Origin of the sequence: Methylobacterium oryzihabitans (assembly GCF_004004555.2) — a bacterium.
GTDB lineage: Bacteria > Pseudomonadota > Alphaproteobacteria > Rhizobiales > Beijerinckiaceae > Methylobacterium > Methylobacterium oryzihabitans.
In genome coordinates this window covers 135,594-160,899 of the sequence record NZ_SACP01000013.1, presented here as the reverse complement: position 1 = coordinate 160,899, position 25,306 = coordinate 135,594, and the positions used below count along the sequence as shown (strand labels likewise).

The window sequence follows — 25,306 nt, the reverse complement described above, 5'->3', positions numbered from 1 at the left end:
ATCGTGGCGGATCAACCACGGCGCCGGCGCGGTGTTCCGGCCCTTGGGGCAGGAACCGCCATCTCTCCGATGTCCGGCCGGCCGAACCGGAAGCGGTGCCGTAGCGTTGTCGCCCTGCGATGCGGACGGAACCGCTTCAGCCGTCCGGAGAGACCCGAGCCATGACCGACACCCCGCACGAGAGCACGCCGCGCCTGATCCTGCGGGCGATCCGCGACGCCTCGCACCTCGCCACGATGCACGTCGCGCTGGTCCGGATCGAGGCCGGCCGCATCGCCGGGATCGTGTCGCGGGTCGGCGGGCTCGCCGGCGCGGTGGTGATCCTCGCCTGCGTCAGCGGCTTCCTGATCCTCGTTGCGGCCGTGAAGGGACTTGCCGGGCTGATCGGGTCGGAGATCCTCGCCGGCGTGCTCGGCGCCGCCCCGTTCGCCCTCGCGGCCATCGGCCTGACGGTCTGGGGCTTCCGCACCATGACGCTCAAGCCCCGCGGCATCCCGCAGCCGGGTCCGCGCTGAGCCCGCGTCAGCGGCGGGGCGGCGGGACGGTGATGAGCCGGGCGCCGCGCCGGTAGGTCAGGTAGCGCCACAGCCATTGCAGGCTGACGCGGGCGCGCTGGGCGAAGTCGACCAGCAGCACGACGTGGACGGCGGCCCAGAGCAGCCAGGCGGAGAAGCCGCGCAGGCGGCGCCCGGGGCCGAAATCGAACACCGCCGCGTGGCGCCCGACGATGGCGGCGTTGCCGCGGTTGCGGAACCGGAACGGCGGGAGGGGGGTGCCCCGGGTGAGCGTGTCCCGCAGGGCGCGCCCGAGATGCGTGCCCTGCTGCTGGGCCACCTGCGCCAGCCCGGGCAGCGGGCGCCCCTCGGCGTCGCGGCAGAGTGCGGTGTCGCCGAGGGCGTAGACGTCCGGGAATCCCGTGACCGACAGGTCGGCCTCGACCGGGATGCGCCCGCTGCGGTCGGTGGCGAGGCCGAGCCACGCCGCCGCCGGCGAGGCCGTGACGCCCGCCCCCCACACCACCGTGGCGGCCGGGATCCGTCGTCCCGCCAGGGTGATGCCGCCTTCGTCGATCGATTCCACCGCCTGCCCGAGCCGGATGTCGACCCCGAGGCGCTCCAGCGAGCGCCCGGCATAGGCCGCGAGATCGTCCGGGAAGGCGGCGAGCAGCCGCGGCCCGGCCTCGACCAGGATCACCCGGGCCCGGGTCGGATCGATGTGGCGGAAGTCGCGGGCGAGGGCATGGCGGGCGAGTTCGGCGATCGAGCCGGCCATCTCGACCCCGGTCGGGCCGCCGCCGACGACCACGACCGTCATCAGCCGCTCGCGCTCCGCCGGGTCGCGCGCGCGCTCGGCCCGCTCGAACGCCGACAGCACCCGGGTGCGGATCTCCCGCGCCTCCTCGATGCTCTTCAGGGCCGGGGCGTGCGGCGCCCAGTCGTCGTGGCCGAAATACGTGCTGGTCGAGCCGGTCGCGAGGAGCAGCCGGTCGTAGCCGACGTTCTCGCCGTCGCGCAGCCGGACCCGACGGGCCGTGGTGTCGATCCCCTCCACCGTCCCGAGGATCACCTCGACGTTCGGGTGGCCGGCGAGGATGTGGCGGACCGGCTCGGCGATGTCGGCCGGCGACAGGGCCGCCGTCGCGACCTGATACAGCAGCGGCGCGAACAGGTGGTAGTTGTTGTGGTCGATCACCGTCACGCGGAGGGCGGACCCGGCCAGCGCCTTGGCGGCGGCGAGCCCGGCGAAGCCCGCCCCGACGATGACGACCCGCGGGGCGGAGTCCGGGCACGATCGGTCGGTCGCGGCAGGGGGCGCGGGGATGGAATCGGTCATGGGGGCAGAACGCCCGGTGCCCCCATCCGTTCGCCTCCGGCCGCCCGCTCCGGCCCGGTCCCGAAGCGGAACCCGGTCGCGGATTCGCATTTGTTATCGGCGGCGCAGCCTTTTGACACGATCATGGGGCCATGCCATCGCGTTTGAAGCGGTTTCGGGGCGGTCAGCGAGAACGATGCCGAGCAGCCAGGATCGCGCAATCCTGCCGGACATCCGGTTCACGAGTCGTCATGCCGGCTGATCCGCTCGCGGCCGCCCAGGCGACCTTTCCCGGCGGTGGCGAAATGGGTGCGCGCCTGCGTGCCTACGACTGGGCCGCCACGCCGCTCGGGCCCGTCGAGGCGTGGCCGCCGTCGCTGTGCACGGCGGTGCGGATCATGCTGTCGTCGCGCTTCGCCATGTGGATGGCCTGGGGCGGCGAGCTGAGGTTCTTCTGCAACGACGCTTACCGGCCGACCCTCGGCGTCAAGGAGGCCTGGGCGCTCGGCTCGCGGTCGGACGCGGTCTGGGCCGAGATCTGGCCCGATATCGGCCCGCGCATCGACCGGGTGCTCGCCACCGGCGAGGCGACCTGGGACCAGGGCCTGCTGCTGTTCCTGGAGCGGCGCGGCTTCACCGAGGAGACCTACCACACCTTCTCCTACAGCCCGCTCGCCGACGATGCCGGCCGGGTCGTCGGGATGCTCTGCGTCGTCTCGGAGGAGACCGAGCGGGTGATCGGCGAGCGGCGCCTGGAGGTGCTGCGCGACCTCGGCGCCGGCATGGCGGCGGCGCGCACCGTGCGCGAGGTCGGCGCGGTGGCGCAGGGCTGCCTCGCCGGGGGCAGTCGCGACCTGCCCTTCGCGCTGGCCTATCTCGCCGAGGGCGCCGACGCGGAGGCCGACCTGCTGCTCCAGGCCGGCGCCGCGGTCGACCGCCTGCGGGCGCCGGAGGACGCGGCGGCGCTGGCGCGGATCCTCGACGCCGCGGGCGGCGCAGCCGTCCCGGTGGACAGGCTGCGGGCGATCCTGCCCGACCTGCCCTGCGGGCCGTGGGACCGCCCGCCGACCCACGCCCTGGTGATGCCGATCGCCGGACAGGGGCAGGAGCGGGCCGCCGGCCTGTTCGTCGCCGGGCTCAACCCCTACCGCCCCCTCGACGCGGTCTATCGCGGCTTCCTCGACCTGTTCGTCGGCCAGATCGCGACCGGGCTCGCCAACGCCAACGCCTACGAGCAGGAGCGCCGCCGCGCCGAGGCCCTGGCCGAGATCGACCGGCAGAAGACGCTGTTCTTCTCCAACGTCAGCCACGAATTCCGCACGCCCCTGACCCTGATGCTCGGGCCGCTGGAAGAGATCCTCGCCCGCGCCCCGCCCGACGACGACCGCCGGCTGGTCGAGGTCGCCCACCGCAACGGCCTGCGGCTGCTCAAGCTCGTCAACGCCCTGCTCGACTTCTCGCGGATCGAGGCCGGCCGGACCCAGGCGGTCTACGAGCCGACCGACCTCGCCGCCCTCACGGCCGACCTCGCCTCCAGCTTCCGCTCGGCGACCGAGCGGGCCGGGCTCGACCTCGCCGTCGCGTGCCCGCCGCTGCCCGAGCCGGTCCATGTCGACCGCGACATGTGGGAGAAGATCGTCCTCAACCTGATCTCGAACGCGTTCAAGTTCACCCTCCGGGGCGGGATCGCCGTGCGCCTGACCCGCGAGGGCGGACACGTCCGGCTCAGCGTCGCGGATACCGGCACCGGCATCCCGGCCCACGAGCTGCCGCGGCTGTTCGAACGCTTCCACCGGGTCGAGGGCGCGCAGGGGCGCAGCTTCGAGGGGTCGGGCATCGGCCTCGCCCTGGTGCAGGAACTGGTGCGGCTGCACGGCGGCAGCGTCGCGGTCGAGAGCGTGCCGGGCGGCGGCAGCACCTTCACGGTGACGCTGCCGCTCGGCCGCGACCACCTGCCGGCCGACCGGGTCCGCGCCGAGCGCAACCCGGTCCCGGCCGCGACGCGCCCGCACGCCTTCGTCGAGGAGGCGACCCGCTGGCTCTCCGGCGAGGGCGAGGCCGGACCCGCCGCCGACTTGACGGTGGGGGAGGACCTGCCGGCGGGGGCGGACCTGCCGGCGGGGGAGGGAGCGCTGGGCACCGCGTCCGCCTCCGGCCGGGTGCTGCTCGCCGACGACAACGCCGACATGCGCGACTACGTCCGCCGCCTGCTTGCCGGCCGCGGCTACGCGGTCGCGGCGGTGGCGGACGGGCGCGCCGCCCTCGACGCCGCCCGGACGGAGCGGCCGGACCTCGTCCTGTCCGATGTGATGATGCCCGGGCTCGACGGCTTCGGCCTGCTCGCGGCCCTGCGGAGCGACCCGCGGCTGCGGGACGTGCCGGTGATCCTGCTTTCGGCCCGGGCCGGCGAGGAGGCACGGGTCGAGGGCGTCGGCGCGGGCGCCGACGACTACCTGACCAAGCCGTTCTCGGCCCGCGAGCTGCTCGCCCGCGTCGAGACCAACCTCGCCCTCGCGCGGGTCCGCCGGGAGAGCGCCGAGGGGCTGCGCCGGCTCAACGAGGAGCTGGAGGCCCAGGTCGCCGAGCGCACCCGCGAGCGCGACCGGATGTGGCGGCTGTCGAAGGACCTCATGGTCGTCACGGGGTTCGACGGCACCGTCGCGGCGGTCAACCCGGCCTGGACCGAGCTGCTCGGCTGGTCGGCCGCCGACCTCGTCGGCCGTCCGGTCCTCGATTTCATCCATCCCGACGACCGGGCGTCGTCCGAGGCCGAGATCCACCGCATCGCCCACGGGCTCACCACCCTGCGGTTCGAAAACCGCTACCGCCACCGCGACGGGAGCCTCCGGGTCCTGTCCTGGACCGCGGCCCCGGGAGACGGGCACGTCCACGCGATCGGGCGCGACGTCACCGAGCAGCGCGAGCTGGAGGATGCCTTCCGCCAGGCGCAGAAGATGGAGGCGGTGGGCCAGCTCACCGGCGGCATCGCCCACGACTTCAACAACCTGCTCACCGGCATCGTCGGCTCCCTCGACCTGCTCGGAACCCGCCTGCGCCAGGGCCGCCCGGAGGTGGCCGAGCGCTACATCGCCGCCGCCCTGTCCTCGGCCCACCGCGCCGCGGCGCTGACGCACCGCCTGCTCGCCTTCGCCCGGCGCCAGCCCCTCGATCCGCGCCCGGTTCAGGTCAACGCGCTCGTCGTCTCGCTCGAGGATCTCGTCCGGCGCACCATCGGCGAGGCGATCCGCCTCGACATCGCGCTCGCCGACGACCTGTGGCCGACCCTGTGCGACCCCAACCAGCTCGAGAGCGCGCTCCTCAACCTCGTCATCAACGCCCGCGACGCGATGCCCGACGGCGGCCGGCTGACGATCGAGACCCGCAACACCGCGATCACCGCCGCCGAGGCGCGGGAGGTCGCGCCCGGGGACTACGTCTGCCTGTGCGTGTCCGATACCGGCACCGGCATGAGCCCGGCGGTGGCGGCCCGGGCCTTCGATCCGTTCTTCACCACCAAGCCGCTCGGCCAGGGCACCGGGCTCGGCCTGTCGATGATCTACGGCTTCGCCCGGCAATCCGAGGGCCTGGCCGAGATCGCGTCGACGCCCGGTGCGGGCACCACGGTGAGGCTGCTGCTGCCGCGCGGCCGGGTCGAGGCGGCAGCCGAGCCCGTTCCCGCGACGGGGGCGCCGCTCCCGTCCGGCCAGGGCGAGACCGTGCTGGTGGTGGAGGACGAGCCGGTGGTTCGCAGCCTCATCGTCGACGTGCTGGGCGAGCTCGGCTACCGCATCCTGGAGGCGGCGGACGGACCGGCGGGGCTGCGCCTGCTGTCCTCCCCGGCCCGGATCGACCTCCTGGTCACCGATGTCGGCCTGCCGGGCATCAACGGGCGCCAGCTCGCCGATCAAGCCCGCGAGAGGCGTCCCGGCCTCAAGGTGCTGTTCATCACCGGCTACGCCGAGGCCGCCGCCATCGCCACCGGCTTCCTGGAGCCGGGGATGCACATGATCACCAAGCCGTTCCCGGTCGAGGCGCTGGCGCGCAAGCTCCGGATGGTCGCCGAGGAGTAGGAGGTGCGACACCGGTACGCCGTCCTCCGCCCTCGCATCCGGCGGTTGCCGGCCGGCAACGGGCCGGTCGGGCACACCCTGGTTCAGGGCCGGGCGTCAGGTGATCGGCGCCGGATTGAACAGGGTCAGGTCGTTGTACAGGCCCCAGCGGTCGGACCACGGCTTCGTGCGCCCGCTCGCCACGTCGAGGATGAGGCGAAAGAGCTCCCAGCCCATGTCCTCGATCGTCGCCTCGCCGGTGGCGACGCGGCCGGCATCGAGGTCGATCAGGTCCGACCAGCGCTCGGCGAGTTCGGTGCGGGTCGCGACCTTGATGACCGGCGCCTCGGCGAGGCCGTAGGGGGTGCCGCGGCCGGTGGAGAAGACCTGCACGGTGATGCCCGACGCCAGTTGCAGCGTGCCGCAGACGAAGTCGCTCGCCGGAGTGGCGGCGAAGATCAGGCCCTTCTCGCGCACCCGCTCGCCGGGCGCGAGCACGCCGCGTATCGCGCTGGTGCCGGACTTCGCCACCGAGCCGAGCGCCTTCTCGACGATGTTGTTGAGCCCGCCCTTCTTGTTGCCGGGCGAGGGGTTGGCGCTGCGGTCGGCGCCGCCCTGCGCGAGGTAGTCGTCGTACCACGCCATCTCGCGGATCAGGTCGCGGGCCACCGCCTCGCTCTCGGCCCGCGGGGTGAGCAGGTGGATCGCGTCGCGGACCTCGGTGACCTCCGAGAACAGCACGGTGGCGCCCGCCCGCACCAGCAGGTCGGCGGCGTAGCCCAGCGATGGGTTGGCGGTGACGCCCGAGAAGGCGTCGCTGCCGCCGCATTGTAGCCCGACCACGAGGTCGGCGGCCGGGCAGGTCTCGCGCCGGCGCCGGTTCAGCACCTCGAGGCGCGCCTCGGCCATGCGCATGATGCTGTCGAGCATCATCCCGAAGCCCTGGTGGCTCTCGTCCTGGAGCCGGACCACACCCTCGGTCTGCCCGTCCGGCAGCAGCCGCTCGGAGACCAGCTTCTCGCAGCCGAGGCCGACCACCATCACCTCGCCGCCGAAATTCGGGTTCTTGGCGAGGCTCTGGAGGGTGCGGATCGGGATCACCGCCTGAGGCGCGTTGATGGCGACGCCGCAGCCATAGGCGTGGGTCAGCCCGACCACGTCGTCGACGTGGGGGTAGCGCGGCAGCAGCTCGCGCCGGATGCGCTGGATCGCGACGTCGAGGGTGCCGGCGACGCATTGCACGCTGGTCGAGATCGCCAGGATGTTCTTGGTGCCGACCGAGCCGTCCGGGTTGCGGTAGCCCTCGAAGGTATGGCCGTCGAGGGGCGGCAGGGGGGCCGGCACTCGGGTGGCGAGGTCGAGCGAATCGAGCCGCGGCGCGGTCGGGGTGCGCACGCGCGACTCCTCGACCCAGCCGCCGCGGGGAATGGCGTCGAGGGCGTAGCCGATCACCTCGCCGTAGCGGCGGATCTCGGCGCCCTCAGGGATGTCGGCGAGCGCCACCTTGTGACCCTGGGGCACGAAATCCCGCAGGACCAGACCGTCCGGGAACACCGTGCCGGCGGGCAGCCCGAAGGCGTTGACCACGATGGCGACGTTGTCGGTGTCGTGCAGGCGGATGGTGCGGGGCTCGTCCCCTGTCCGCACGGCGGGTGCGGTCTGCGCGTCGGCCAGCATCGGTTTCGCTCCCTGGTTGCGGCGGGCCTCGTGGGGGCCGCGGGTCGGCGTGGGGGTGCCTTGCGCCTCTGCCGGGCGCTTGGTCGTCGATGGGGGCGTCACCGGCGCGACGTCGGCCGGTGACGACAAACCCCGCCTGAACCCTCCCCCCTCTGCGGGGGAGGGTGCCCGGCGGATGCCGGGCGGGAGAGGGGAACCACGCTTCCGGAGAGGTTGCGACTGACCTGACGAGCGCAAGCTGGATCAGCGCCGCGCTCCCCTCTCCCGGCTCGCATCCGCTCGCCACCCTCCCCCGCAGAGGGGGGAGGGTCGGGCGGCGGTGTTTCTCTTAGTCCCCGCGCCTCACTCCGCCGCGGCGAGACGCTGCCCGGCGCCGGCGCCGATGCGGGCGACGAGCGCCGACACTTCCGCCTGCTCGGCGGCGGTCAGGTCGGTGAGCGGGCTGCGCACCGGGCCGGAATCGCGCCCGACCGCCTTCATGCCCGCCTTGATGATCGACACCGCGTAGCCCCGGCGGCGGTTGCGGATCTCGATCAGCGGCAGGATGAACTCCTTCAGGCCCTTGGCGACGGCGTCGCGGTCGCGCCGGCGCACCGCGGCGTAGAACGACAGGGCGAAGTCCGGCACGAAGTTGAACACCGCCGACGAGTAGGTGGTGACGCCCATCTCGAGATAGGGCAGCGCGAAGGTCTCGGCGGTCGGCAGGCCGCCGATATAGGTCAGGCGGTCGCCGATCCGCGAGTAGATCCGGGTCATCAGCTCGATGTCGCCGATGCCGTCCTTGTAGCCGACGAGGTTCGGGCAGCGCTCGCACAGGCGGGCCAGCGCGTCGGGGCCGATCACCGCGTTGTCGCGGTTGTAGACGATGACGCCGAGCGAAGTGGCGCGGCAGACCGCCTCGATATGGGCCGACAGGCCGTCCTGCTCGGAGCCGACGAGGTAGGGCGGCAGCAGCAGCAGGCCGTCGGCGCCGGCCTTCTCGGCGGCCACCGCCATCTCGCAGGCGATCGCGGTGCCGTAGCCGACCCCGGCCAGCACCGGCACCCGGCCGTTGGTCTCGGCCACCGCGATGCCGACCACGCGGGCGACCTCGGCCGGAGTCAGCGAGAAGAACTCGCCGGTGCCGCCGGCGGCGAACAGGCCGGCGACGTCGTAGCCGCACAGCCAGTCCATGTTGCTGCGGTACTGCGCCTCGTCGATGGCGAAGTCGGCGGTGAACGGCGTGACCGGGAACGACAGCAGGCCGGAACCGAGACGGCGGGCCATGTCCTGGGGCGACAGCGACAGCGACATCGGGCGAATCCTCTTCGAGCGGGTCGGGGCGGTGGGGTGCGCTCCGTTCCCCCTGGTTTAGGACCGGCTTCGATGCGGCTCCAACTCAGAGACGGCATCGTTCAATTCAATTTTGGGATTGTTCTGCCGGGAGCAGCCCGCCGGCGAGATCGACCACCACCGGCAGGACCGGGTTGTCGTTGCTCCGGCGCCAGACGAGGAACAGCTCGACCGGCCGCGGCGGCGGGCTGGCCAGCGGGCGCAGGACGAGGCCGCGGACGCGCAGGGTCGCGGCCGAGTCCGGCACCAGGGCGAGGCCGAGGCCGGAGCGCACCAGCGACAGGATGGTGTGGATCTGGGCGAGGTGCTGCACGAAGCGCGGCGCGAGGCTCGCCTGGGCGAAGGTCTCGGCGACGAGGTCGTGGAAGTAGCGCGCCTCGTCGGGCGCGTAGGTGATCATCGGCGCGGCGGCGAGCGCCGCCACCGGCACCGCTTCGTCGGCCGCGAGGGGGTGGTCCTCGGGCAGGGCGACCATCAGGGTCTCGCGGGCGACGCGCAGCGCGCCGTCGGCGGCCTCCGGCAGGGGAGGGCGCAGCAGCCCGACATCGATCCGCCCGGAGGCGAGGGCCTCGGTCTGGGCGGCGCTCACCATCTCCTTGAGCAGCAGGTCGGCCTCCGGCAGGCGCCGGCGGATCGCCTGAACGAGGTCGGGCAGGGTGCGGTAGGCCGAGGCCGCGGTGAACCCGACCGCGAGGCTGCCGGCCTGCCCAGCCGCGATGCGCCGGGCCGTCGCCGCGGCCTCCTCCGACAGGCGCAGGATGCGCCGGGCCTCGATCAGGAAGCGCCGGCCCGCCGGGGTGAGCCGCACCGAGCGGCTGGTGCGGCTGAGCAGCTCGACGTCGAGGACGCGCTCCAGGATCTGGATCTGCCGGCTCAGGGGCGGCTGGGTCAGGTGCAGCCGTTCGGCGGCACGGCCGAAATGCAGCTCCTCGGCCACCGCCACGAAGCAGCGCAACTGGTTCAGCTCGAACATCGCCCCTGCTTCCTCTCCGGCGGTCCCGGGTTTTATACCGATTCCAACGATGCCGCAGCGCAACCGATGCGCGCCCGGCATCGATCAATTCACCCTTTGAGTTGGACCCCGCCCCTGGCCGCCGCCACTCTGACGGCCATTCGCGAGCATGGATCAATCCGGCGGATCGATCCATCCAGGCGACCCAAGTTCGCCGGGCCGAACAAATTCGGCGACGTCACATCAGGGAGAACGTCCGTGGGTGCCACCCTCAGTCTCGCGACCGCGGGACGAAGCCGTGTCCGGCTTCTCATCGTCGGCATGCTGTTCATCGCGACGACGATCAACTACGCCGACCGGGCCACGATCTCGATCGCCGGCCCCGCCATCTCGAAGGAGCTGGGGCTCGACGCGGTCGCGATGGGCTACATCTTCTCGGCCTTCGCGTGGTCCTACGTGCTGGCGCAGATCCCGGGCGGCTGGCTGCTCGACCGCTACGGCGTGAAGTGGGTCTACGCCGCCGCGATCTTCCTGTGGTCGGCCTTCACCCTGGTGCAGGGCGCGGTCGGGTTCTTCACCGGCTTCACCGCGGTGGCGCTGCTGTTCACCCTGCGGCTCGCCGTCGGCCTCACCGAGGCGCCGGTCTTCCCGGCCAACGCCCGCATCACCGCGGCGTGGTTCCCGACCCACGAGCGCGGCACCGCCTCGGCGTTCTTCAACTCGGCCCAGTACTTCGCCACCGTGCTGTTCACGCCGCTGATGGCGTGGATCGTCCACCATTTCGGCTGGCACCACGTCTTTACCACCATGGGCGCGCTCGGCATCGCCTTCGCGCTGCTGTGGGGTCAGGTGATGCACGGGCCGAAGGATCACCCGTCGATCAACAAGGCCGAGCGCGACTACATCGAGGCCGGCGGCGCGCTGCTCGACATGGACGGCCGCGGCGCCGCCGCCCCGGCCAATGCCGGCCGCGTCCTGCGCCAGCTCCTCGGCAACCGGATGCTGCTCGGCATCTATATCGGCCAGTACTGCATCACCACGCTGACCTACTTCTTCCTGACCTGGTTCCCGGTCTACCTCGTGAAGGAGCGCGGGCTGTCGATCCTCCAGGCCGGCTTCGCGGCGGTACTGCCGGCGCTCTGCGGCTTCATCGGCGGCGTGCTCGGCGGCGTGATCTCGGACTGGCTGCTCAAGCGCGGCTACTCGCTGACCGCGGCGCGCAAGATCCCGATCGTCGGCGGCATGCTGCTGTCGATGAGCATCATCGGCTGCAACTACGTCCAGGCGGACGCCCTGGTGGTCGGCCTGATGGCGCTCGCCTTCTTCGGCAAGGGCATCGGCGCGCTCGGCTGGGCGGTGGTGTCCGACACCTCGCCGCGGGAGAGCGGCGGCCTGTCGGGCGGCCTGTTCAACACCTTCGGCAACACCGCCGGCATCACCACCCCGATCGTGATCGGCTACATCGTCCAGCAGACCGGCTCGTTCAACGGCGCCCTGGTCTTCGTCGGGCTCAACGCCCTGGTGGCGGTGCTCTGCTACCTCGTGGTCGTCGGCCAGATCCGCCGCGTCGAGCTGAAGCCCTGATCCGGCCGGGCGGGCCGTCGCGCGGCCCCCCCCCGCCCGCTCCCCCGAGGATCTTTCCATGCCGATCGAGACCCCGTCCACCGCCCCCGGCCCGTCGCGCGCCCCCGTCGTCACCGACATGAAGGTCGTGCCGGTCGCCGGCCAGGACAGCATGCTGCTGAATCTCAGCGGCGCCCACGCCCCGTTCTTCACCCGCAACCTCGTGATCCTCACCGACTCGACCGGCGCCACCGGCCTCGGCGAGGTCCCGGGCGGCGAGCGCATCCGCCAGACGCTCGAGGACGCCCGCCCGCTGATCGTCGGCCAGACGCTCGGCGCCTGGAACGCGGTGCTGAACGCGATGCGCACCCGCTTCGCCGACCGCGATTCCGGCGGGCGCGGGCTCCAGACCTTCGACCTGCGCATCACCATCCACGCGGTCACGGCGGTCGAGTCCGCCTTTCTCGACCTGCTCGGCCAGTTCCTGGACGTGCCGGTCGCCGCCCTCCTGGGCGAGGGCCAGCAGCGCGACGCGGTGGCGATGCTCGGCTACCTGTTCTACGTCGGCGACCGCCGCCGCACCGACATGCCCTACCGCGAGCCGGAGGCCCGCGACGGCTGGTTCCGCCTGCGCGACGAGGAGGCGCTGACGCCCGACGCCGTGGTGCGCCTCGCCGAGGCGGCGCACGAGACCTACGGCTTCGAGGACTTCAAGCTGAAGGGCGGCGTCCTCGCCGGCGAGGACGAGATCGCGGCGGTGACCGCCATCGCGAAACGCTTCCCGCGAGCGCGGGTGACGCTCGATCCCAACGGCGCGTGGTCGCTCGCCGAGGCGATCCGCCTGTGCAAGGGCCGCGGCGACGTGCTCGCCTATGCCGAGGACCCGTGCGGCGCCGAGGGCGGTTTCTCCGGCCGCGAGGTGATGGCCGAGTTCCGCCGCGCCACCGGCTTGCCGACCGCCACCAACATGATCGCCACCGACTGGCGCCAGATGCGCCACGCGATCCAGCTCGGCTCGGTCGACATCCCGCTCGCCGACCCGCATTTCTGGACGCTGGCGGGCGCGGTGCGGGTGGCGCAGCTCTGCCGCGACCACGACCTCACCTGGGGCTCGCACTCGAACAACCACTTCGACGTGTCGCTGGCGATGTTCACCCACGCCGCCGCGGCGGCGCCGGGCCGCGTCACCGCGATCGACACCCACTGGATCTGGCAGGACGGCCAGCGCCTCACGAAGGAACCGCCGCAGATCCGCGGCGGCCTCGTGCGGGTGCCGGAGCGGCCGGGCCTCGGGGTCGAGATCGACTGGGCCGAGGTCGAGGCGGCGCACGCGCTCTACCGCCAGCACGGCCTCGGCGCCCGCGACGACGCGGCGGCGATGCAGTGCCTCATCCCCGGCTGGACCTTCGACAACAAGCGGCCGGCGCTGGTGCGGTGAGTAGGGCCAGAGCCCGACCCTCTCCCCACTGGGCACGGCTGTCGGTGGAAATTCGCTTGTAAATCAAGCGCGGGATCCCCTCTCCCGAGTGGGAGAGGGGTAGGGGTGAGGGTGGCTCAGTTGCAGGATAGTGCGGCAAGCGTCGAGCTGCGCAGCTCGACGGTTCAGGGTCTTTGCGGCAACCGAGCCACCCTCACCCCCAACCCCTCTCCCATTCGGGAGAGGGGAGACGCGCCATCTCTTTTCTCCGGTCAGCCCTGCCCTCTGCGAGGGAGGGTTGCCGCCGGCTTCACCGTCATCGAACCGAATTCCACCACACGAGGACACCCCATGGACATCCGCGGCGAGAACCTCATCGGCGCCACCCCGGTCCGCGGCAGCGCGGCTCCACTCCACGCCGTCGCGGCGGCGACCGGCGAGCGGCTGGAGCCCGGCTTTCCGGGCGCCACCCTCGCGGATCTCGACCGCGCCTGCGCGCTGGCGGCCGCGGCCCTCCCGGCCTATCGCGACACCGCACCGGAGGCCCGCGCCGCCTTCCTGGAGGCGATCGCCGCCGGCATCCTCGACATCGGCGACGACCTGATCGTGCGCTGCATGGCCGAGACCGGCCTGCCCCGGGCCCGGCTGGAGGGCGAGCGCGCCCGCACGGTCGGGCAACTGCGCCTGTTCGCCGGCGTCGTGCGCGACGGCGGTCACCTGGAAGCGCGCATCGACCCGGCCCAGCCCGAGCGCACGCCGCTGCCGCGGCCGGACCTGCGCCTGCGCATGGTCGCGCTCGGCCCGGTGGCGGTGTTCGGCGCCTCGAACTTCCCGCTCGCCTTCTCGGTCGCCGGCGGCGACACCGCCGCGGCGCTCGCCGCCGGCTGCCCGGTGATCGTCAAGGCGCACTCGGCCCATCCGGGCACCTCGGAACTCGTCGGGCGCGCGGTGCAGCGGGCGGTGCGGGAATGCGGCCTGCCCGAGGGCACGTTCTCGCTGCTGTTCGATTCCGGCCGCGACGTCGGCCAGGGGCTGGTCGCCGATCCGCGCATCGCCGCGGTCGGCTTCACCGGCTCGCGCGGCGGCGGCACCGCGCTGATGCGGATCGCGGCCTCCCGCAGCGTCCCGATCCCGGTCTATGCCGAGATGAGCAGCATCAACCCGGTGATCCTGTTCCCGGCCGCACTCGACGCCCGCGGCGAGGCGATCGGCCGGGCCTTCGTGGCGGCGCTGACCCTCGGCGCAGGCCAGTTCTGCACCAATCCCGGCCTGATCCTCGCCGTCGAGGGGCCGGGCCTCGACCGGTTCGTCGCCGGCGCCCGCGCCGCCCTGGCCGAGGCGCCGGCCGCGACCATGCTGACGCCCGGCATCCACCGGGCCTACGGCGCCGGCGTCGCGGCTCTGGCCGGCCATCCGGCGGTCGAGACCCTGGCCGAGGGCAAGGCGGGCGACGGCCTGCAGGGGCGCGCGGCCCTGTTCGCGACGAGCGCCGCGTCGTTCCTGGCCGACCCGCATCTCGGCGAGGAGGTGTTCGGCGCCGCCTCGCTGGTGGTGCGCTGCCGCGACGCCGGCGAGATCGCCGCGGTGGTGGCGCGCCTGGAGGGCCAGCTCACCGCCGCCCTGCACATCGCGGAGGCGGACCACGAGGCGGCGCGGGAACTGCTGCCGGCGCTGGAGGCCAAGGTCGGCCGGATCCTCGTCAACGGCTTCGGCACCGGGGTCGAGGTCGGGCACGCGATGGTGCATGGCGGGCCGTTCCCGGCGACCTCGGACGGGCGCTCGACCTCGGTTGGCTCCCTCGCCATCGCCCGGTTCCTGCGCCCGGTGAGCTACCAGGACCTGCCCGACGCCCTGCTGCCCGACGCCCTCAAGCAGGCCAACCCGCTCGGCCTCGTCCGCCGGATCGACGGCGTCCTGCGGGCCTGACAGCCCGGCGCGGGCCTGAAGCCCGGCGCGGGCCCGAGGCCCGACGCGGGCCTGAAGCCCGGCGCGGCTCAGCCCTCGTCTCTCTCCTGCTGCGCCGCCTCGTTGGCGTAGCGGGAGCGGGCGGCGCCGTTGGGCACCTGATCGTGGTCGCGGCACCAGGCGAGGAACGCCTCGGGCTCGATCGTCACCCGCACGACCGCGACGCCGCTGCGGGAGACCTCGCGCTCGACCTGCTCGGCCGAGGCGCGCCACGCCTCGAAGCTCGCGGGAAGGCGGGCGGCATCCTCCACCACCTCGCGCAGCCGGGCGTAGTCCTCGGCCCGGTACCACGCCATCCCGACGCTGCGCGGACGCTCCACAGGACCCTCCTGCCCGGCCCCGAACCGCGTCGCCGCGGCGGAGCACCACTCACGGAAATGTCCCGGTCGGCAGGAGGTTCCGCGACCGGCCGCCCTCAGCGCATCGCCTCGCGCTGGGTCGCCGGCCCGGCGGCGCTGGCCTTCTGGACGAGGCCGTCGGTCTGGTCGCGCTGGCGGCGGAACTCGGCCAGCAGGCGGCCGTCGAGCTCGCGGCCGCGCGGCACCCGGATCTTCATCGGATCGACGAAGTGGCCGTTGATGACCACCTCGTAGTGCAGGTGGGCGCCCGTCGAGAGGCCGGTGGAGCCGACATAGCCGACGACCTGCCCCTGGCGCACCCGTGCGCCGGCCGAGACGCCGCGGCCGAACCGCGACATGTGGTTGTAGGTGGTGACGTAGCCGTTGGCGTGCTGGATCTCGACCCGGCGGCCGTAGCCGGAATCCCACTCCGCCTTCATCACCGTGCCGTTGCCGGCGGCGACGATCGGGGTGCCGATGCCGACCGACCAGTCGACGCCGGTATGCAGCTTGGCGTAGCCGAGCACCGGGTGACGCCGGTAGCCGAAGCCGGAGCTCATCGTGCCGTCGGCGACCGGCTTGCGGATCAGGAACTTCTTCAGCGAGCGGCCGGCCTCGTCGAAATACTCGATCGTGCCGTCGTCCGGGGACTGGAAGCGGTAGACCTTGCGCTGCTCGCCGCCGACCGTGAGGGCGGCCGAGAGCAGGTCGGGATGCTCGGGCCCGCCATTGACCTCCTCGTCGTAGGTGTAGACGAGCTCGATGCTGTCGCCCGACGAGACCCGGCGCTGGAAGTCGACGTCGTAGCCGAAGATCCGCACCAGATCCTCGACGGTGCTGCGCGGCAGGTTGTGGCGCGCCGCGGTCTCGTAGAGGCTGGCATAGAGCCGCGGGCCGGTGCCCTCGTCGTCGCCGTCGTCGTCGTCGGCCTTCGCGACGGCCTTGCGCGAGGCGCCCTCCTCCACCGGCGGGGCGACCGACACGAAGGCGCCGCGGTCGTTCATCGCGGCGATGGCCTCGACGCCGGACTCGCCGTACAGGATCGCCCGGGTGAGCTGGCGCGGATCGCCCGGCTTCGGCCCGGGGCCGATCTGGAGGCGCATCTGCTGGCCCTCGCCGATCCCGCCGGCGCGGGCGCGGGTGCCGAGCGCGGTGACGATGGGGCGGATCTGCTCGTCGAGGGCGCCGTTCGCCCGCAGCACCGCCTCCAGGGTCTCGCCGCGCCGGATCGCGACGTCGCGGTCCTCGACCAGCGGCGGCTCGCTCGGCCGGGTCTCGTATTTCGGCAGGTCGGTGACGTTCTCGCGCATCACCCGGACCTCGATCGACTTGAACGGCCCGGAATCGCGGCCGAACTCGCTGCCTTCGAGGCCCGGCAGGGCCGGGATGCTGCGCAGCGCCCGCGACAGCAGCATCTGCGGGGCGATCGGCAGGGCGGCGCGGCGTCCGGCCTCGGCGGCCAGCCGGCGCTCCTCCTCGATCTGCGCCGCGACGTCGTCGTCCCCGAGCGCCGGGGCGTCGGCCGGGACGACGATCTCGGCGAGGTCGCGCTTGACCACCGAGAACTCGCCCTCGCTGGCGTCGGGACCGGACGGCTCGGGCGCCCGCTCGGTGCCGGGCTCGGCGAAGAAGCGCATCGGGTCGAAGGGCGGGATGTCGGTCGCGAGCAGGCCGGCATTGGTCGAGAGCGCGGTGGCGATGCGCACGAAGGGCCGGATCTTGATGATCTCGCGCTCGCCGACCCGCAGGGCGACCGGCGCGCGGAAATGCTGCTTGGCCACGGCGACCATCGGGTTGCGCACCAGCCGGTCGCCCTTGCGGGCGAGGTTGGCGCCGCCGTCGCTCGGCTGCGGCCGGGCCGCCACCGCCACGGCCTGCGGCAGGTCGGCGAAGGTCACCTCGCCCTGGAGCGAGATCCAGATCGCGGAGCCGAGCAGCCCGGCCCCGGTCATGCCGGCGAGCACGCAGGCGGCGAGCCAGCGCAGGTTGACGTCGCGGCGGTCGGTCTCGGGCGAGGCGCCGCCGAGGAGCGCCAGGGGCGGCGCGTGGCCGGGATCGGTCCGGCCCGGCCGCGCCGCGACGCCGGGGGGGACGGCCGGTTCGGGGCGGGTGCGCTTCACCATGGCTGTCGCGAGCACTCCTGCCGACCGCGCCGCACGGGCGCGGGGCCCCACATCCGGCTGCCGCCGCGACAATGCTCGGCCGCCGCACCGGGATCAACCGCCGGCCGCGGATGCCGGGCGCCTGTCCCCGGCTCTCGGATGCCAGCATGTCAGCATTAGGGCGGGGCGGCGGCGGGCCCGGCGCCCGCTTTTTCGAGCCCGGGCGGGCGACACCGCGCCGCGCGATGGATTAAGCTCTCCGGGCACGACCCCGCGGGCCGGTCACGATCCGCCGGATCCCGGTCTCTCGGAGCCCAGGTTTTTTTCGGAGCCCATGATGAAGCGTCTCCTCGCCGGCCTCGCGACCCTGCTCCCGCTGCTGCCCCAGGCGGCCCTCGCCCATGCCGGGCACGGCGACCCGTCGGGCTTCGCGCACGGCTTCGCGCATCCGCTCGGGGGTCCCGACCACCTGCTCGCCATGGTGGCGGTCGGGCTGCTGGCGGCCCTGCGCGGCGGCCGGGCGTTGTGGGCGGTGCCGCTCGCCTTCCTGGGGATGATGGCGCTCGGCGGGGCGGCCGGCGCGGCCGGCGTGCCGCTGCCCTTCGTCGAGACCGGGATCGCGCTCTCGGTCGTCGCCTTCGGCCTCGCAGTCGGGTTCGGCGCCGGCCTGCCGGTGGCGGCGCTCGCGGCCCTCGTCGGCGCCTTCGCGGTGTTCCACGGCCACGCCCACGGCACAGAGATGCCGGCCGACGCCTCCGGGCTGACCTACGGCCTCGGCTTCCTCGCCGCCACGGCGCTGCTGCACGGCGCCGGCCTCGGTCTCGGCTGGCTCGCCGGCTGCGGCCTGCCGGCCCGGATGGCGCCGGTCGCCGGCGCCGCCGTCGCGCTGGCCGGGGTGGCGATCATGGCCGGGGCGGTGTGATACGGTTTTCGGACGATCAGTTCCGAAAACCGTATCAATAGCCCGCGCGGCGCCTGAGCGAGGCCGATTTTCGCATCGCGAAGCGACCAATCGAAAATCGTATGAGAGCCTGTTTGAGCGATGGTCGATCGTATTGACCGCGCGAAGCTCCCCTTTCCCGGACGACTGAAGCGATAGCGGAAGGAGATCCGGGATCCAGACGTCAGATATGCCGCGAAGCGGCTCCGTGTGCCGGCACTGTCGCTGCATATGGACGCTTCGCGATTTCTTGTGCTGGATCCCGGATCTCCTTCCACTGCGTTCCAGTCGTCCGGGAAAAGGGGAGCTTTTTCTTTGGATCGAGAGTCAAACAGGCTCTGAGGCACCCTCCGGCGGCGCGTCACGCGCCGCCGAACCGCCGGGCGAGGAACAGCCCGGCATGGTGCAGCGCGCCCTCGTCGATGCCGTGGCCGGTGCCGGCCGACAGGTGCCACTCCACCGGCACGCCGGCCGCCGCGAGCAGGTCCGCCGACAGGAACAGCGCCTCGACCGGGATCACCTCGTCCCGGTCGCCATGGACGAGCAGGACCGGCGGCACCGAGCGGATCCCGGCCTGGAGCGCCTCGGGTCCCTTGCCTTCCTCGGCGACGACGAGCCCCGACAGCCCGACCACGGCCGCGACGGGGCGCTGCCGGCGCAGGCCGACATGCAGCGCCATCATGCAGCCCTGGCTGAACCCGACGAGCGCGAGGCGGCTCTCGTCGAGGCCGTTCGCGGCGAGTTCCGAATCCAGGAAGGCGTCGAGGCCGGGGCCGGCCCGGTTGACCCCGCGCCAGCGCTCGTGCGGGTCGCGGAAGGTGAGCGGGAACCACTGCCGGCCGAAGCCCTGGATGCACGGCTCGGGCGCGTGCGGCGAGACGAAGGCCGCGTCGGGCAGCAGACCGCCCCAGGCCTCGGCGAGGTCGATCAGGTCGTTGCCGTCGGCGCCGAAGCCGTGCAGCAGCACCACGAGCTGGCGCGGGGCGCGGCCGGAGCGGGGCGGCACGCGCGGGCCGGAGAGCGGGCTGGGCATCAAGGGACTCCGAAGCGTCAGGGCGCGACCGGGGTGGCGTCCCGGGCCTTCGCCTGCCCGTAATAGGCCCACAGCACCTTGGCGGCGACACCCCGCCACGGGCGCCAGATCTCGGCCCGCCGGGTCAGCTCCGCCGGCCCCGGCCGGGCGTCGAGCCCGTCGGCGAGGCGCACCGCCTTCTGGACCGCGAGGTCGCCGGCCGGAAAGGCGTCCGGGTGGCCGAGGCAGAACAGCAGGTAGACGTCGGCGGTCCACGGGCCGATGCCGCGCACCGCCACCATCAGCCGGTGGGCCTCGTCGGCCGGCAGCGCGTGCAGCGCATCGAGCGGCAGGTCGCCCGCCGCGACCGCACCGGCCACCGCCCGCAGGGTGCGGATCTTCGGCGCCGACAGGCCGGCGGCGCGCAGCACCGCGTCGTCGGCCCCGGCGAGGCGGTCCGCGGTCACGGTGCCGAGGGCGGCCCGGAGCCGGCCCCAGATCGCGCCGGCGCTGGCGGTCGAGAGCTGCTGGGCGACCACGATGCCGGCGAGCCCCTCGAAGCCCGGCGGGCGCTTGCGCAGGGGCGGCACCGCGCCGCCGGCGACCAGCCGGTCGATCACCGGGTCGAGGCGGCGCAGGGCGTCGATCCCCTCGCGCAGCACCGCCTCGGAGGCGAGGATCGTCTTGCCGCCTTCCCCTGCCGCCTTCCCGTGCCGGCCGGACGGTGCCATCTCGTTCCCGGTCATGCCGTCCCCGGTCCTCCGCTTCGCTCCCAGCCCCAACGGGCGCCTGCATCTCGGCCACGCCTACTCGGCCCTCCTCAACGCGGCATTCGCCGCGGAGATGCGCGGCCGCCTGCTGCTGCGCCTCGAGGACATCGACCCCCTGCGCTGCCGGCCGGATCTCGCCGCGGCGGTGATCGACGACCTGTCCTGGCTCGGGCTGAGCTTCGAGGCCCCGGTGCGGCGCCAGTCGGAGCACATGGCCGATTACCGCGCGGTGCTCGACGGCCTGCGCGAGCGCGGGCTCGCCTATCCGTGCTTCTGCTCGCGCAGGGCCGTCGCGGCGGCGGCGAGCGGGAGCGACCCCGACGGGGCGCCGCTCTATCCCGGCACCTGCCGCGGGCGACCCGATGCCGGGGCCCTGATCGCCGCCGGCCATCCCCATGCCTGGCGCCTCGACGGAGAGGCCGCCCGGGCGCAGGCGCGGGACGGGCTCGCCGTGACGGTCTTCGCCGCGCCGGGCGCCACGTCGGTCCGGCCGGCCGCGCCGGCGCGGTGGGGCGACGCGGTGATCGCCCGCAAGGACGTGCCGACGAGCTACCATCTTGCGGTCGTGTGGGACGACGCCGTGCAGGGCGTGAGCCACGTGGTGCGCGGGCGCGACCTCGACGCCGCGACCGACCTGCACGTCCTGCTCCAGGCGCTGCTCGGCCTGCCCGGCCCGGCCTATCATCACCACGCCCTCATCCGCGACCCGGCCGGGGAGAAGCTGTCGAAGAGCCTCGGCTCGGTGGCCCTGGCGGCGCTGCGGCGGGAGGGCGTGACGGCGCCGGAGGTGTGGCGCCGCCTCGGCTTCCGGCCCGGCCCCGGGGGCGCGCCGATCCTGATTCGGTGACCGGGTCGGTTGTCTCACCGGCCCGGCAAGATTTGCCCGGTCGGGACCGCCCGCTGCCGAAGAGCAGACGATCGTGTTGCGGACGTGGCCGCAGGGATATGAATCACAGCAAACTGGCAAAAAATAACGCCGGAAAGTTGATCTATGCTGATGATCGCCGCGCTCCGATCTGGGAGACTGAACGCTTCCCTAGCCAGCCCGGGAGGAGCAGTCATGGCGCAATCAGGGGTCGGGGCCGTGGAGCCCGTGGTCGATCAGTGCGTGACGATCGTCACGGCCTACGTTTCCAACAACGCGGTTCCGATCGGCGATCTTCCCGGCCTGATCGACACGATCCATGGGGTCCTGGCGCAGTTGCGCACCGGGCCGGTGCGCCAGGAGGTGCCGCGGCCGGCGCCGCCGGTGCCGATCCGCCGGACGGTGACGCCCGACGCGATCATCTCGCTGGAGGACGGCAAGCCGTACAAGACGCTCAAGCGCCATCTCGCCGGGCGCGGCCTCTCGCCGGACGAGTACCGGCAGAAATGGGGTCTGCCCTCGGACTACCCGATGGTCGCCTCGAACTACGCCGCCCAGCGCTCCGAACTGGCGAAGACCGCCGGCCTCGGCCGCCGGCGCGCGGCATTCCGCGGCGGCGACCTCACGGGCCGGCCGCAGCCGGGCCGCTCGACCCAGGCCGCCTGAGCCCCCGCGCCACACCGCGGGCGCAGGCCCTCGGGCGCGGCGCGGACCCCGCCGAGGCCTCATACGATTCTCGATTGATCGCTCGGCGATTGCTGCGCAATCGCTTCGCGATGCGAAAATCGGCTTCGCTCAGGTGCGCGCAGAGCTTTGCTCTGCGCCGCGCGGGCTGGTGATACGGTTTCCGGAACGAATCGTCCGGAAAACCGTATCACCCCCCGCCGACCGCCTCGGCGCCGTAGCGCCGGTGGAGGCCGGCCGCGAGGCCGTCGGCGAATTTCGCGGTCGCCACCGGCAGCATCCGGCCGCGGAGCTGGCCGAGGATCATCGTCATCGTGTCGAGATCGCGCCCGTCGATCGGGCGGGCGGCGAGGCGCGGGTCGTCCGGGATGCCGCTCGGGACCTGGAAGCTCACCACGTCCTCGCGCAGCACGAGGTTGCGCAGGAATTCGAGCGAGCCCGACTCGACCGTCGGCGGCATCGTCGCGCCCTTGCGCGCCACCGCGCGGTCGATGTGGTGGCGCAGCGCCAGCGAGCGGTCGGGCAGCGCCAGGGCGTGGGCGAGGCAGTCGCGCATCCGCACCGGCCCGGCCTCGCGGGCGAGCGGGTGCGAGGCCCGCATCAGGGCGCAGACCGGCTGGCGGCAGGCGAACAGGACGTGCAGGTCGGCCGAGGGCGGCGGTTGCAGCACCAGGGCGAGGTCGGCCTCGAAGGCGACGAGCGCGGCCACCGCCTGGACGTGGTCGCGAACCTGCACGGTGAACGAGACCTGCGGGAAGCGGGCGCGGTAGGCCTCCACCTCCTCGGGCACGACGTGGTTGACGAAGGCCTGGCTGCACGCGAGCGCGACGTGGCCGCGCCGCACCCCCGACAGGTCGGCGATCTGCGAGCGCACCCGGTCGAGGTCGGCGATCTGGTCGCGGATGTGGCGCACCAGCAACTCGCCGGCCGCGTTCAGGCGCATCCCCTTGGCGACCCGCTCGAAGATCGGCGTGCCGAGGTCGTACTCGATGTCCTGGACCTGCCGGGTCAGGGCCGAGGGCGTGATGTTGAGCGTCTCGGCGGCGCGCCGGATCGAGCCGCTGCGGGCGACCTCGGCGATGTAGCTCAGCGTGCGCAGGTGCTTCATCGGGACTCCCGGCCTCGCCGCAGGGTGTTGCGTTTCCGCGAACGGATCAATCGAAAACCAGCACTCGATTGCAACACCCGCTGTCACTAGCCTCCGGATTGTCCGCTGCCGGAGAACCCATGATGCGCCGCCGTGACCTTCTGACCGGCCTCGCCGCCGGTCTCGCCCTCGCCCCGCTGCCCGCGATCCGGCCCGCACGGGCGCAGGCCCCGACGGTGATCCGCATGGGGTCGCTGAAGCTGATCCACTCGATCGCGCCGCACTTCTACGAGCGGTTCACCCCGGCCGGCGTGACGGTCGAGGTGGTGCCGTTCGAGAGCCCGACCGAGTGCAAGAACGCGGTCGTCACGAAGTCGGTCGATTTCGGCACCTTCGGCATCGCGGCGGCCACCCTCGGCGCCGCCGCGGGCGAGCCGCTGCTGGTCATCGCCTCGACCTGCAACCGCGGCATGGCGGTGATCGCCAGGAAGGACGGCGGCATCGCCAGCCTGAAGGACCTCAGGGGCAAGCGGGTGGCGATCTGGCCCGGCTCGACCCAGGAGGTGTTCGTGCTCGAGCGCCTGCGCCAGGAAGGGATGAGCGTGAAGGACATCACGCCGGTCCGGGTCTCGTTCAGCGAGATGCACATCGCGCTCGCCCGCGGCGACGTCGATGCCTATGTCGGCGCCGAGCCGGGCCCCGGGGTGAGCCTCGCCAGCGGCGTCGGCCAGCTCGTCGAATACCCCTACGGCACCGAGATGGGCGCCCTCAACATGGTGTTCGGCACCCACCGCGACACCGCGGCGGAGAAGCCGGCCCTGGTGCGCCAGATGCTCGACATCCACCGCAAGGCGACCGAGTTCGCGGCGAAGAACCGCGACGCGATGGTGGCGATGGCGGTGGCCAAGCTCGGCCAGAAGCGCGAGGCGATCGAACTCTCGGCCCCGAACGTCGAGCTGACCTGGCAGCTCGGCGAGACCGAGGTGAAGCAGGCCCGGGCCTATGCCGAGCACATGCTGGCGCTCAAGCAGATCAAGCGCCTGCCCGAGGCCGGCTTCATCGACACCCGCTTCGTCGACGCGATGAGGGCGGCGTGAGCGCCGGGAGCGGCGCTGCCGTGGCGCCACCGCCGGCCGCGACGGGCGCGATGCCCGCCCCGGCCGCCTTCGGCCTCCGGCGCCTGTGGGAGCCGGTCCGCACCGGCCTGCTGGCGCTGGCCGTGCCGGCCTTGCTCCTCCTCGTCTGGCACATCGCCACGGTCGGGCGGCCCTACAGCCTGATCCCGCCGCCGGCCGAGGTCTGGACCGCGATGCGCGACCTCGCGGTCGGCGGCGTCAACGACGACGCCTTCAGCGCGACGCTCGCCACCCACGCGCTGGCCTCGCTGGCCCGGGTGTTCGGCGGCTTCGGCCTCGCGGTGCTGTTCGGCCTGCCGATCGGGCTCCTCATCGGCCGGGTGCCGGTGGTGCGCCAGCTCCTCGACCCGACCTTCCAGGTGCTGCGGCCGGTGCCGGTCACCGCGTGGCTGCCGCTCGCCATGATCCTGTTCGGCCTCGGGCCGCGCTCGGCCTACTTCCTGGTCTTCCTCGGGGCGTTCTACCCGATCCTCGTCAACACGGTGTTCGGGGTGCGCTCGGTCGAGCCGCGGCTGTTCGAGGCCGCGGCGATGCTCGGCTGCCGCGGCTCGGCGCAGTTCGTCCGCGTGGTGCTGCCCGCCGCCCTGCCGTCGATCTTCACCGGCCTGCGGCTCGGCCTCGGTTTCGCCTGGGTGGTGATCGTCGTCGGCGAGATGACCGGGGTTCCGACCGGCCTCGGCGCGATGATCATGGAGGCGCGCCAGCTCTCCCGCACCGAGATCGTGATCTGCGGCATGGTGGTGATCGGGGCGCTCGGCTTCGTCTCCGACCGGATCGTCAGCCTCGTCGGCCGCCGCCTGCTGTCCTGGAGCCCGTCCCATGCCTGAGCCGACGATCCCGATCCTCGACATCCGCAACGTCTCGAAGTCGTTCACCGTCCAGGGCAAGCGCATCGACGCGCTCAAGGGCGCCACCCTCACGGTGAAGCGGGGCGAGTTCGTGTGCCTGCTTGGCGCCTCCGGCTGCGGCAAGTCCACCCTCCTGCGCCTCGTCGCCGGGTTCGAGACCGCGACCGAGGGCGAGGCGCTGATGTGGGACAAGCCGGTTTCCGGGCCGGACCCGAGTCGCGGCATGGTGTTCCAGGATTACGGCCTGTTTCCCTGGCTCACCGTGCGCGACAACATCGGCTTCGGGCCGAAGTCCCGCGGCCGGCCGGCGGCCGAGGTGCGCGAGACCGCCGAGCGCTACATCGAACTCGTTGGCCTCCAGCGCTTCGCCGACGCCCATCCGCACCAGCTCTCGGGCGGCATGAAGCAGCGGGTCGCCATCGCCCGGGTGCTCGCCAACGACGCCGAGGTGGTGCTGATGGACGAGCCGTTCGGGGCACTCGACGCGATGACCCGCGAGCGGCTGCAGGACGAGCTCCTCGACCTGTGGAGCCGCACCGGCCTGACCGTGCTGTTCGTCACCCACGCGATCGAGGAGGCGATCTTCCTCGCCGACCGCGTGGTGATGATGTCGCCCGGCCCCGGCCGGATCGAGACCGTCCACGAGATCGACCTGCCGCGCCGTCGCGACGTGGCGAGCCCGGCCTTCAACGACCTGCGCCGGATGCTCGCCGGCCAGCTCCACAGCCACCATTCCCGCAAGGCCGCATGAACCCGG

Annotated in this window: 20 protein-coding genes; 11 read left to right on the top strand and 9 right to left on the bottom strand. The window is 73.2% G+C overall.

Features of this window, described 5'->3' with window-relative positions; genetic code table 11:
- Nucleotides 1-161: 161 nt before the first annotated feature.
- On the top strand, nt 162-515 hold the full coding sequence (locus tag EOE48_RS15045; RefSeq protein ID WP_187371426.1) for a phage holin family protein: 354 nt from the start codon (nt 162-164) through the stop codon (nt 513-515).
- Nucleotides 516-522: 7 nt separating this feature from the next.
- Here the strand turns inward: EOE48_RS15045 and EOE48_RS15040 are convergent, their stop codons facing one another.
- Complete coding sequence (locus EOE48_RS15040) at nt 523-1,833, bottom strand: NAD(P)/FAD-dependent oxidoreductase (protein ID WP_127730485.1); 1,311 nt, start codon at nt 1,831-1,833, stop codon at nt 523-525.
- A 230-nt stretch (nt 1,834-2,063) separates the two neighbouring features.
- Between EOE48_RS15040 and EOE48_RS15035 the strand changes: the two genes are divergently transcribed.
- Complete coding sequence (locus EOE48_RS15035) at nt 2,064-5,882, top strand: ATP-binding protein (protein WP_127730483.1); 3,819 nt, start codon at nt 2,064-2,066, stop codon at nt 5,880-5,882.
- A 96-nt stretch (nt 5,883-5,978) separates the two neighbouring features.
- On the opposite strand, the gene garD is transcribed toward EOE48_RS15035, so the two are convergent.
- From garD to EOE48_RS15020, 3 genes are all read right to left on the bottom strand, one after another.
- Nucleotides 5,979-7,538 carry a galactarate dehydratase gene (garD, locus tag EOE48_RS15030; protein WP_127730481.1) on the bottom strand — a complete coding sequence of 520 codons (1,560 nt, stop codon included), beginning with the start codon at nt 7,536-7,538 and terminating at the stop codon, nt 5,979-5,981.
- 342 nt (nt 7,539-7,880) lie between these two features.
- Entirely contained in the window at nt 7,881-8,831 is a 951-nt protein-coding gene (gene kdgD, locus EOE48_RS15025; RefSeq protein WP_127730479.1) for a 5-dehydro-4-deoxyglucarate dehydratase, read from the bottom strand.
- Between the two features lie 106 nt (nt 8,832-8,937).
- Entirely contained in the window at nt 8,938-9,843 is a 906-nt protein-coding gene (locus EOE48_RS15020; RefSeq protein ID WP_127730477.1) for a LysR family transcriptional regulator, read from the bottom strand.
- A gap of 237 nt (nt 9,844-10,080) precedes the next feature.
- Between EOE48_RS15020 and EOE48_RS15015 the strand changes: the two genes are divergently transcribed.
- The 3 genes from EOE48_RS15015 to EOE48_RS15005 all read left to right on the top strand — a co-directional run bounded on the left by EOE48_RS15015 (nt 10,081) and on the right by EOE48_RS15005 (nt 14,728).
- Complete coding sequence (locus EOE48_RS15015; protein ID WP_246154430.1) at nt 10,081-11,406, top strand: MFS transporter; 1,326 nt, start codon at nt 10,081-10,083, stop codon at nt 11,404-11,406.
- A 58-nt stretch (nt 11,407-11,464) separates the two neighbouring features.
- Nucleotides 11,465-12,823, top strand: coding sequence for a glucarate dehydratase (gudD, locus tag EOE48_RS15010; RefSeq protein WP_187371425.1), 1,359 nt, complete (start codon nt 11,465-11,467; stop codon nt 12,821-12,823).
- A 330-nt stretch (nt 12,824-13,153) separates the two neighbouring features.
- Nucleotides 13,154-14,728: an aldehyde dehydrogenase (NADP(+)) gene (locus EOE48_RS15005; RefSeq protein ID WP_127730475.1), complete on the top strand. Its 1,575-nt coding sequence runs from the start codon at nt 13,154-13,156 to the stop codon at nt 14,726-14,728.
- A 68-nt stretch (nt 14,729-14,796) separates the two neighbouring features.
- On the opposite strand, the gene EOE48_RS15000 is transcribed toward EOE48_RS15005, so the two are convergent.
- Together EOE48_RS15000 and EOE48_RS14995 are read right to left on the bottom strand one after the other, a co-directional pair.
- A complete protein-coding gene (locus EOE48_RS15000) occupies nt 14,797-15,087 on the bottom strand; it encodes a hypothetical protein (RefSeq protein ID WP_127730473.1) in 291 nt (96 codons plus the stop codon).
- A 95-nt stretch (nt 15,088-15,182) separates the two neighbouring features.
- Nucleotides 15,183-17,228, bottom strand: a complete 2,046-nt coding sequence (locus EOE48_RS14995; RefSeq protein ID WP_127730471.1) for a M23 family metallopeptidase — start codon at nt 17,226-17,228, stop codon at nt 15,183-15,185.
- 316 nt (nt 17,229-17,544) lie between these two features.
- On the opposite strand from EOE48_RS14995, the gene EOE48_RS14990 reads away from it, so the two are divergent.
- A complete protein-coding gene (locus EOE48_RS14990) occupies nt 17,545-18,129 on the top strand; it encodes a HupE/UreJ family protein (RefSeq protein ID WP_127730469.1) in 585 nt (194 codons plus the stop codon).
- 379 nt (nt 18,130-18,508) lie between these two features.
- On the opposite strand, the gene EOE48_RS14985 is transcribed toward EOE48_RS14990, so the two are convergent.
- Nucleotides 18,509-19,180 carry an alpha/beta hydrolase gene (locus EOE48_RS14985; protein WP_127730467.1) on the bottom strand — a complete coding sequence of 224 codons (672 nt, stop codon included), beginning with the start codon at nt 19,178-19,180 and terminating at the stop codon, nt 18,509-18,511.
- Between the two features lie 17 nt (nt 19,181-19,197).
- Nucleotides 19,198-19,890 carry a DNA-3-methyladenine glycosylase family protein gene (locus tag EOE48_RS14980; protein ID WP_127730542.1) on the bottom strand — a complete coding sequence of 231 codons (693 nt, stop codon included), beginning with the start codon at nt 19,888-19,890 and terminating at the stop codon, nt 19,198-19,200.
- A 13-nt stretch (nt 19,891-19,903) separates the two neighbouring features.
- On the opposite strand from EOE48_RS14980, the gene gluQRS reads away from it, so the two are divergent.
- A complete protein-coding gene (gluQRS, locus tag EOE48_RS14975) occupies nt 19,904-20,776 on the top strand; it encodes a tRNA glutamyl-Q(34) synthetase GluQRS (protein ID WP_127730465.1) in 873 nt (290 codons plus the stop codon).
- Nucleotides 20,777-20,989: 213 nt separating this feature from the next.
- Nucleotides 20,990-21,460 carry a Ros/MucR family transcriptional regulator gene (locus tag EOE48_RS14970; protein ID WP_127730463.1) on the top strand — a complete coding sequence of 157 codons (471 nt, stop codon included), beginning with the start codon at nt 20,990-20,992 and terminating at the stop codon, nt 21,458-21,460.
- Between the two features lie 208 nt (nt 21,461-21,668).
- On the opposite strand, the gene EOE48_RS14965 is transcribed toward EOE48_RS14970, so the two are convergent.
- Nucleotides 21,669-22,586, bottom strand: coding sequence for a LysR family transcriptional regulator (locus EOE48_RS14965; protein WP_127730461.1), 918 nt, complete (start codon nt 22,584-22,586; stop codon nt 21,669-21,671).
- Nucleotides 22,587-22,705: 119 nt separating this feature from the next.
- On the opposite strand from EOE48_RS14965, the gene EOE48_RS14960 reads away from it, so the two are divergent.
- Genes EOE48_RS14960 through EOE48_RS14950 form a run of 3 tightly spaced genes read left to right on the top strand, consistent with a single transcriptional unit; the run spans nt 22,706 to nt 25,300 of the window.
- Complete coding sequence (locus EOE48_RS14960; RefSeq protein ID WP_127730459.1) at nt 22,706-23,662, top strand: ABC transporter substrate-binding protein; 957 nt, start codon at nt 22,706-22,708, stop codon at nt 23,660-23,662.
- Nucleotides 23,663-23,712: 50 nt separating this feature from the next.
- Nucleotides 23,713-24,528: an ABC transporter permease gene (locus EOE48_RS14955; protein WP_127730540.1), complete on the top strand. Its 816-nt coding sequence runs from the start codon at nt 23,713-23,715 to the stop codon at nt 24,526-24,528.
- A complete protein-coding gene (locus EOE48_RS14950; protein WP_127730457.1) occupies nt 24,521-25,300 on the top strand; it encodes an ABC transporter ATP-binding protein in 780 nt (259 codons plus the stop codon). Before EOE48_RS14955 ends, EOE48_RS14950 begins: the two co-directional genes overlap by 8 nt.
- Nucleotides 25,301-25,306 lie beyond the last annotated feature (6 nt).

Bases quoted from the DNA above. Each gene is read 5' to 3' on its own strand.
- EOE48_RS15045 (WP_187371426.1), top strand. From the start codon at position 162: ATGACCGACACCCCGCACGAGAGCACGCCGCGCCTGATCCTGCGGGCG.
- EOE48_RS15040 (WP_127730485.1), bottom strand. From the start codon at position 1,833: ATGACCGATTCCATCCCCGCGCCCCCTGCCGCGACCGACCGATCGTGC.
- EOE48_RS15035 (WP_127730483.1), top strand. From the start codon at position 2,064: ATGCCGGCTGATCCGCTCGCGGCCGCCCAGGCGACCTTTCCCGGCGGT.
- garD (WP_127730481.1), bottom strand. From the start codon at position 7,538: ATGCTGGCCGACGCGCAGACCGCACCCGCCGTGCGGACAGGGGACGAG.
- kdgD (WP_127730479.1), bottom strand. From the start codon at position 8,831: ATGTCGCTGTCGCTGTCGCCCCAGGACATGGCCCGCCGTCTCGGTTCC.
- EOE48_RS15020 (WP_127730477.1), bottom strand. From the start codon at position 9,843: ATGTTCGAGCTGAACCAGTTGCGCTGCTTCGTGGCGGTGGCCGAGGAG.
- gudD (WP_187371425.1), top strand. From the start codon at position 11,465: ATGCCGATCGAGACCCCGTCCACCGCCCCCGGCCCGTCGCGCGCCCCC.
- EOE48_RS15005 (WP_127730475.1), top strand. From the start codon at position 13,154: ATGGACATCCGCGGCGAGAACCTCATCGGCGCCACCCCGGTCCGCGGC.
- EOE48_RS14995 (WP_127730471.1), bottom strand. From the start codon at position 17,228: ATGGTGAAGCGCACCCGCCCCGAACCGGCCGTCCCCCCCGGCGTCGCG.
- EOE48_RS14990 (WP_127730469.1), top strand. From the start codon at position 17,545: ATGAAGCGTCTCCTCGCCGGCCTCGCGACCCTGCTCCCGCTGCTGCCC.
- EOE48_RS14985 (WP_127730467.1), bottom strand. From the start codon at position 19,180: ATGCCCAGCCCGCTCTCCGGCCCGCGCGTGCCGCCCCGCTCCGGCCGC.
- EOE48_RS14980 (WP_127730542.1), bottom strand. From the start codon at position 19,890: ATGGCACCGTCCGGCCGGCACGGGAAGGCGGCAGGGGAAGGCGGCAAG.
- gluQRS (WP_127730465.1), top strand. From the start codon at position 19,904: ATGCCGTCCCCGGTCCTCCGCTTCGCTCCCAGCCCCAACGGGCGCCTG.
- EOE48_RS14970 (WP_127730463.1), top strand. From the start codon at position 20,990: ATGGCGCAATCAGGGGTCGGGGCCGTGGAGCCCGTGGTCGATCAGTGC.
- EOE48_RS14965 (WP_127730461.1), bottom strand. From the start codon at position 22,586: ATGAAGCACCTGCGCACGCTGAGCTACATCGCCGAGGTCGCCCGCAGC.
- EOE48_RS14960 (WP_127730459.1), top strand. From the start codon at position 22,706: ATGATGCGCCGCCGTGACCTTCTGACCGGCCTCGCCGCCGGTCTCGCC.
- EOE48_RS14955 (WP_127730540.1), top strand. From the start codon at position 23,713: ATGCCCGCCCCGGCCGCCTTCGGCCTCCGGCGCCTGTGGGAGCCGGTC.
- EOE48_RS14950 (WP_127730457.1), top strand. From the start codon at position 24,521: ATGCCTGAGCCGACGATCCCGATCCTCGACATCCGCAACGTCTCGAAG.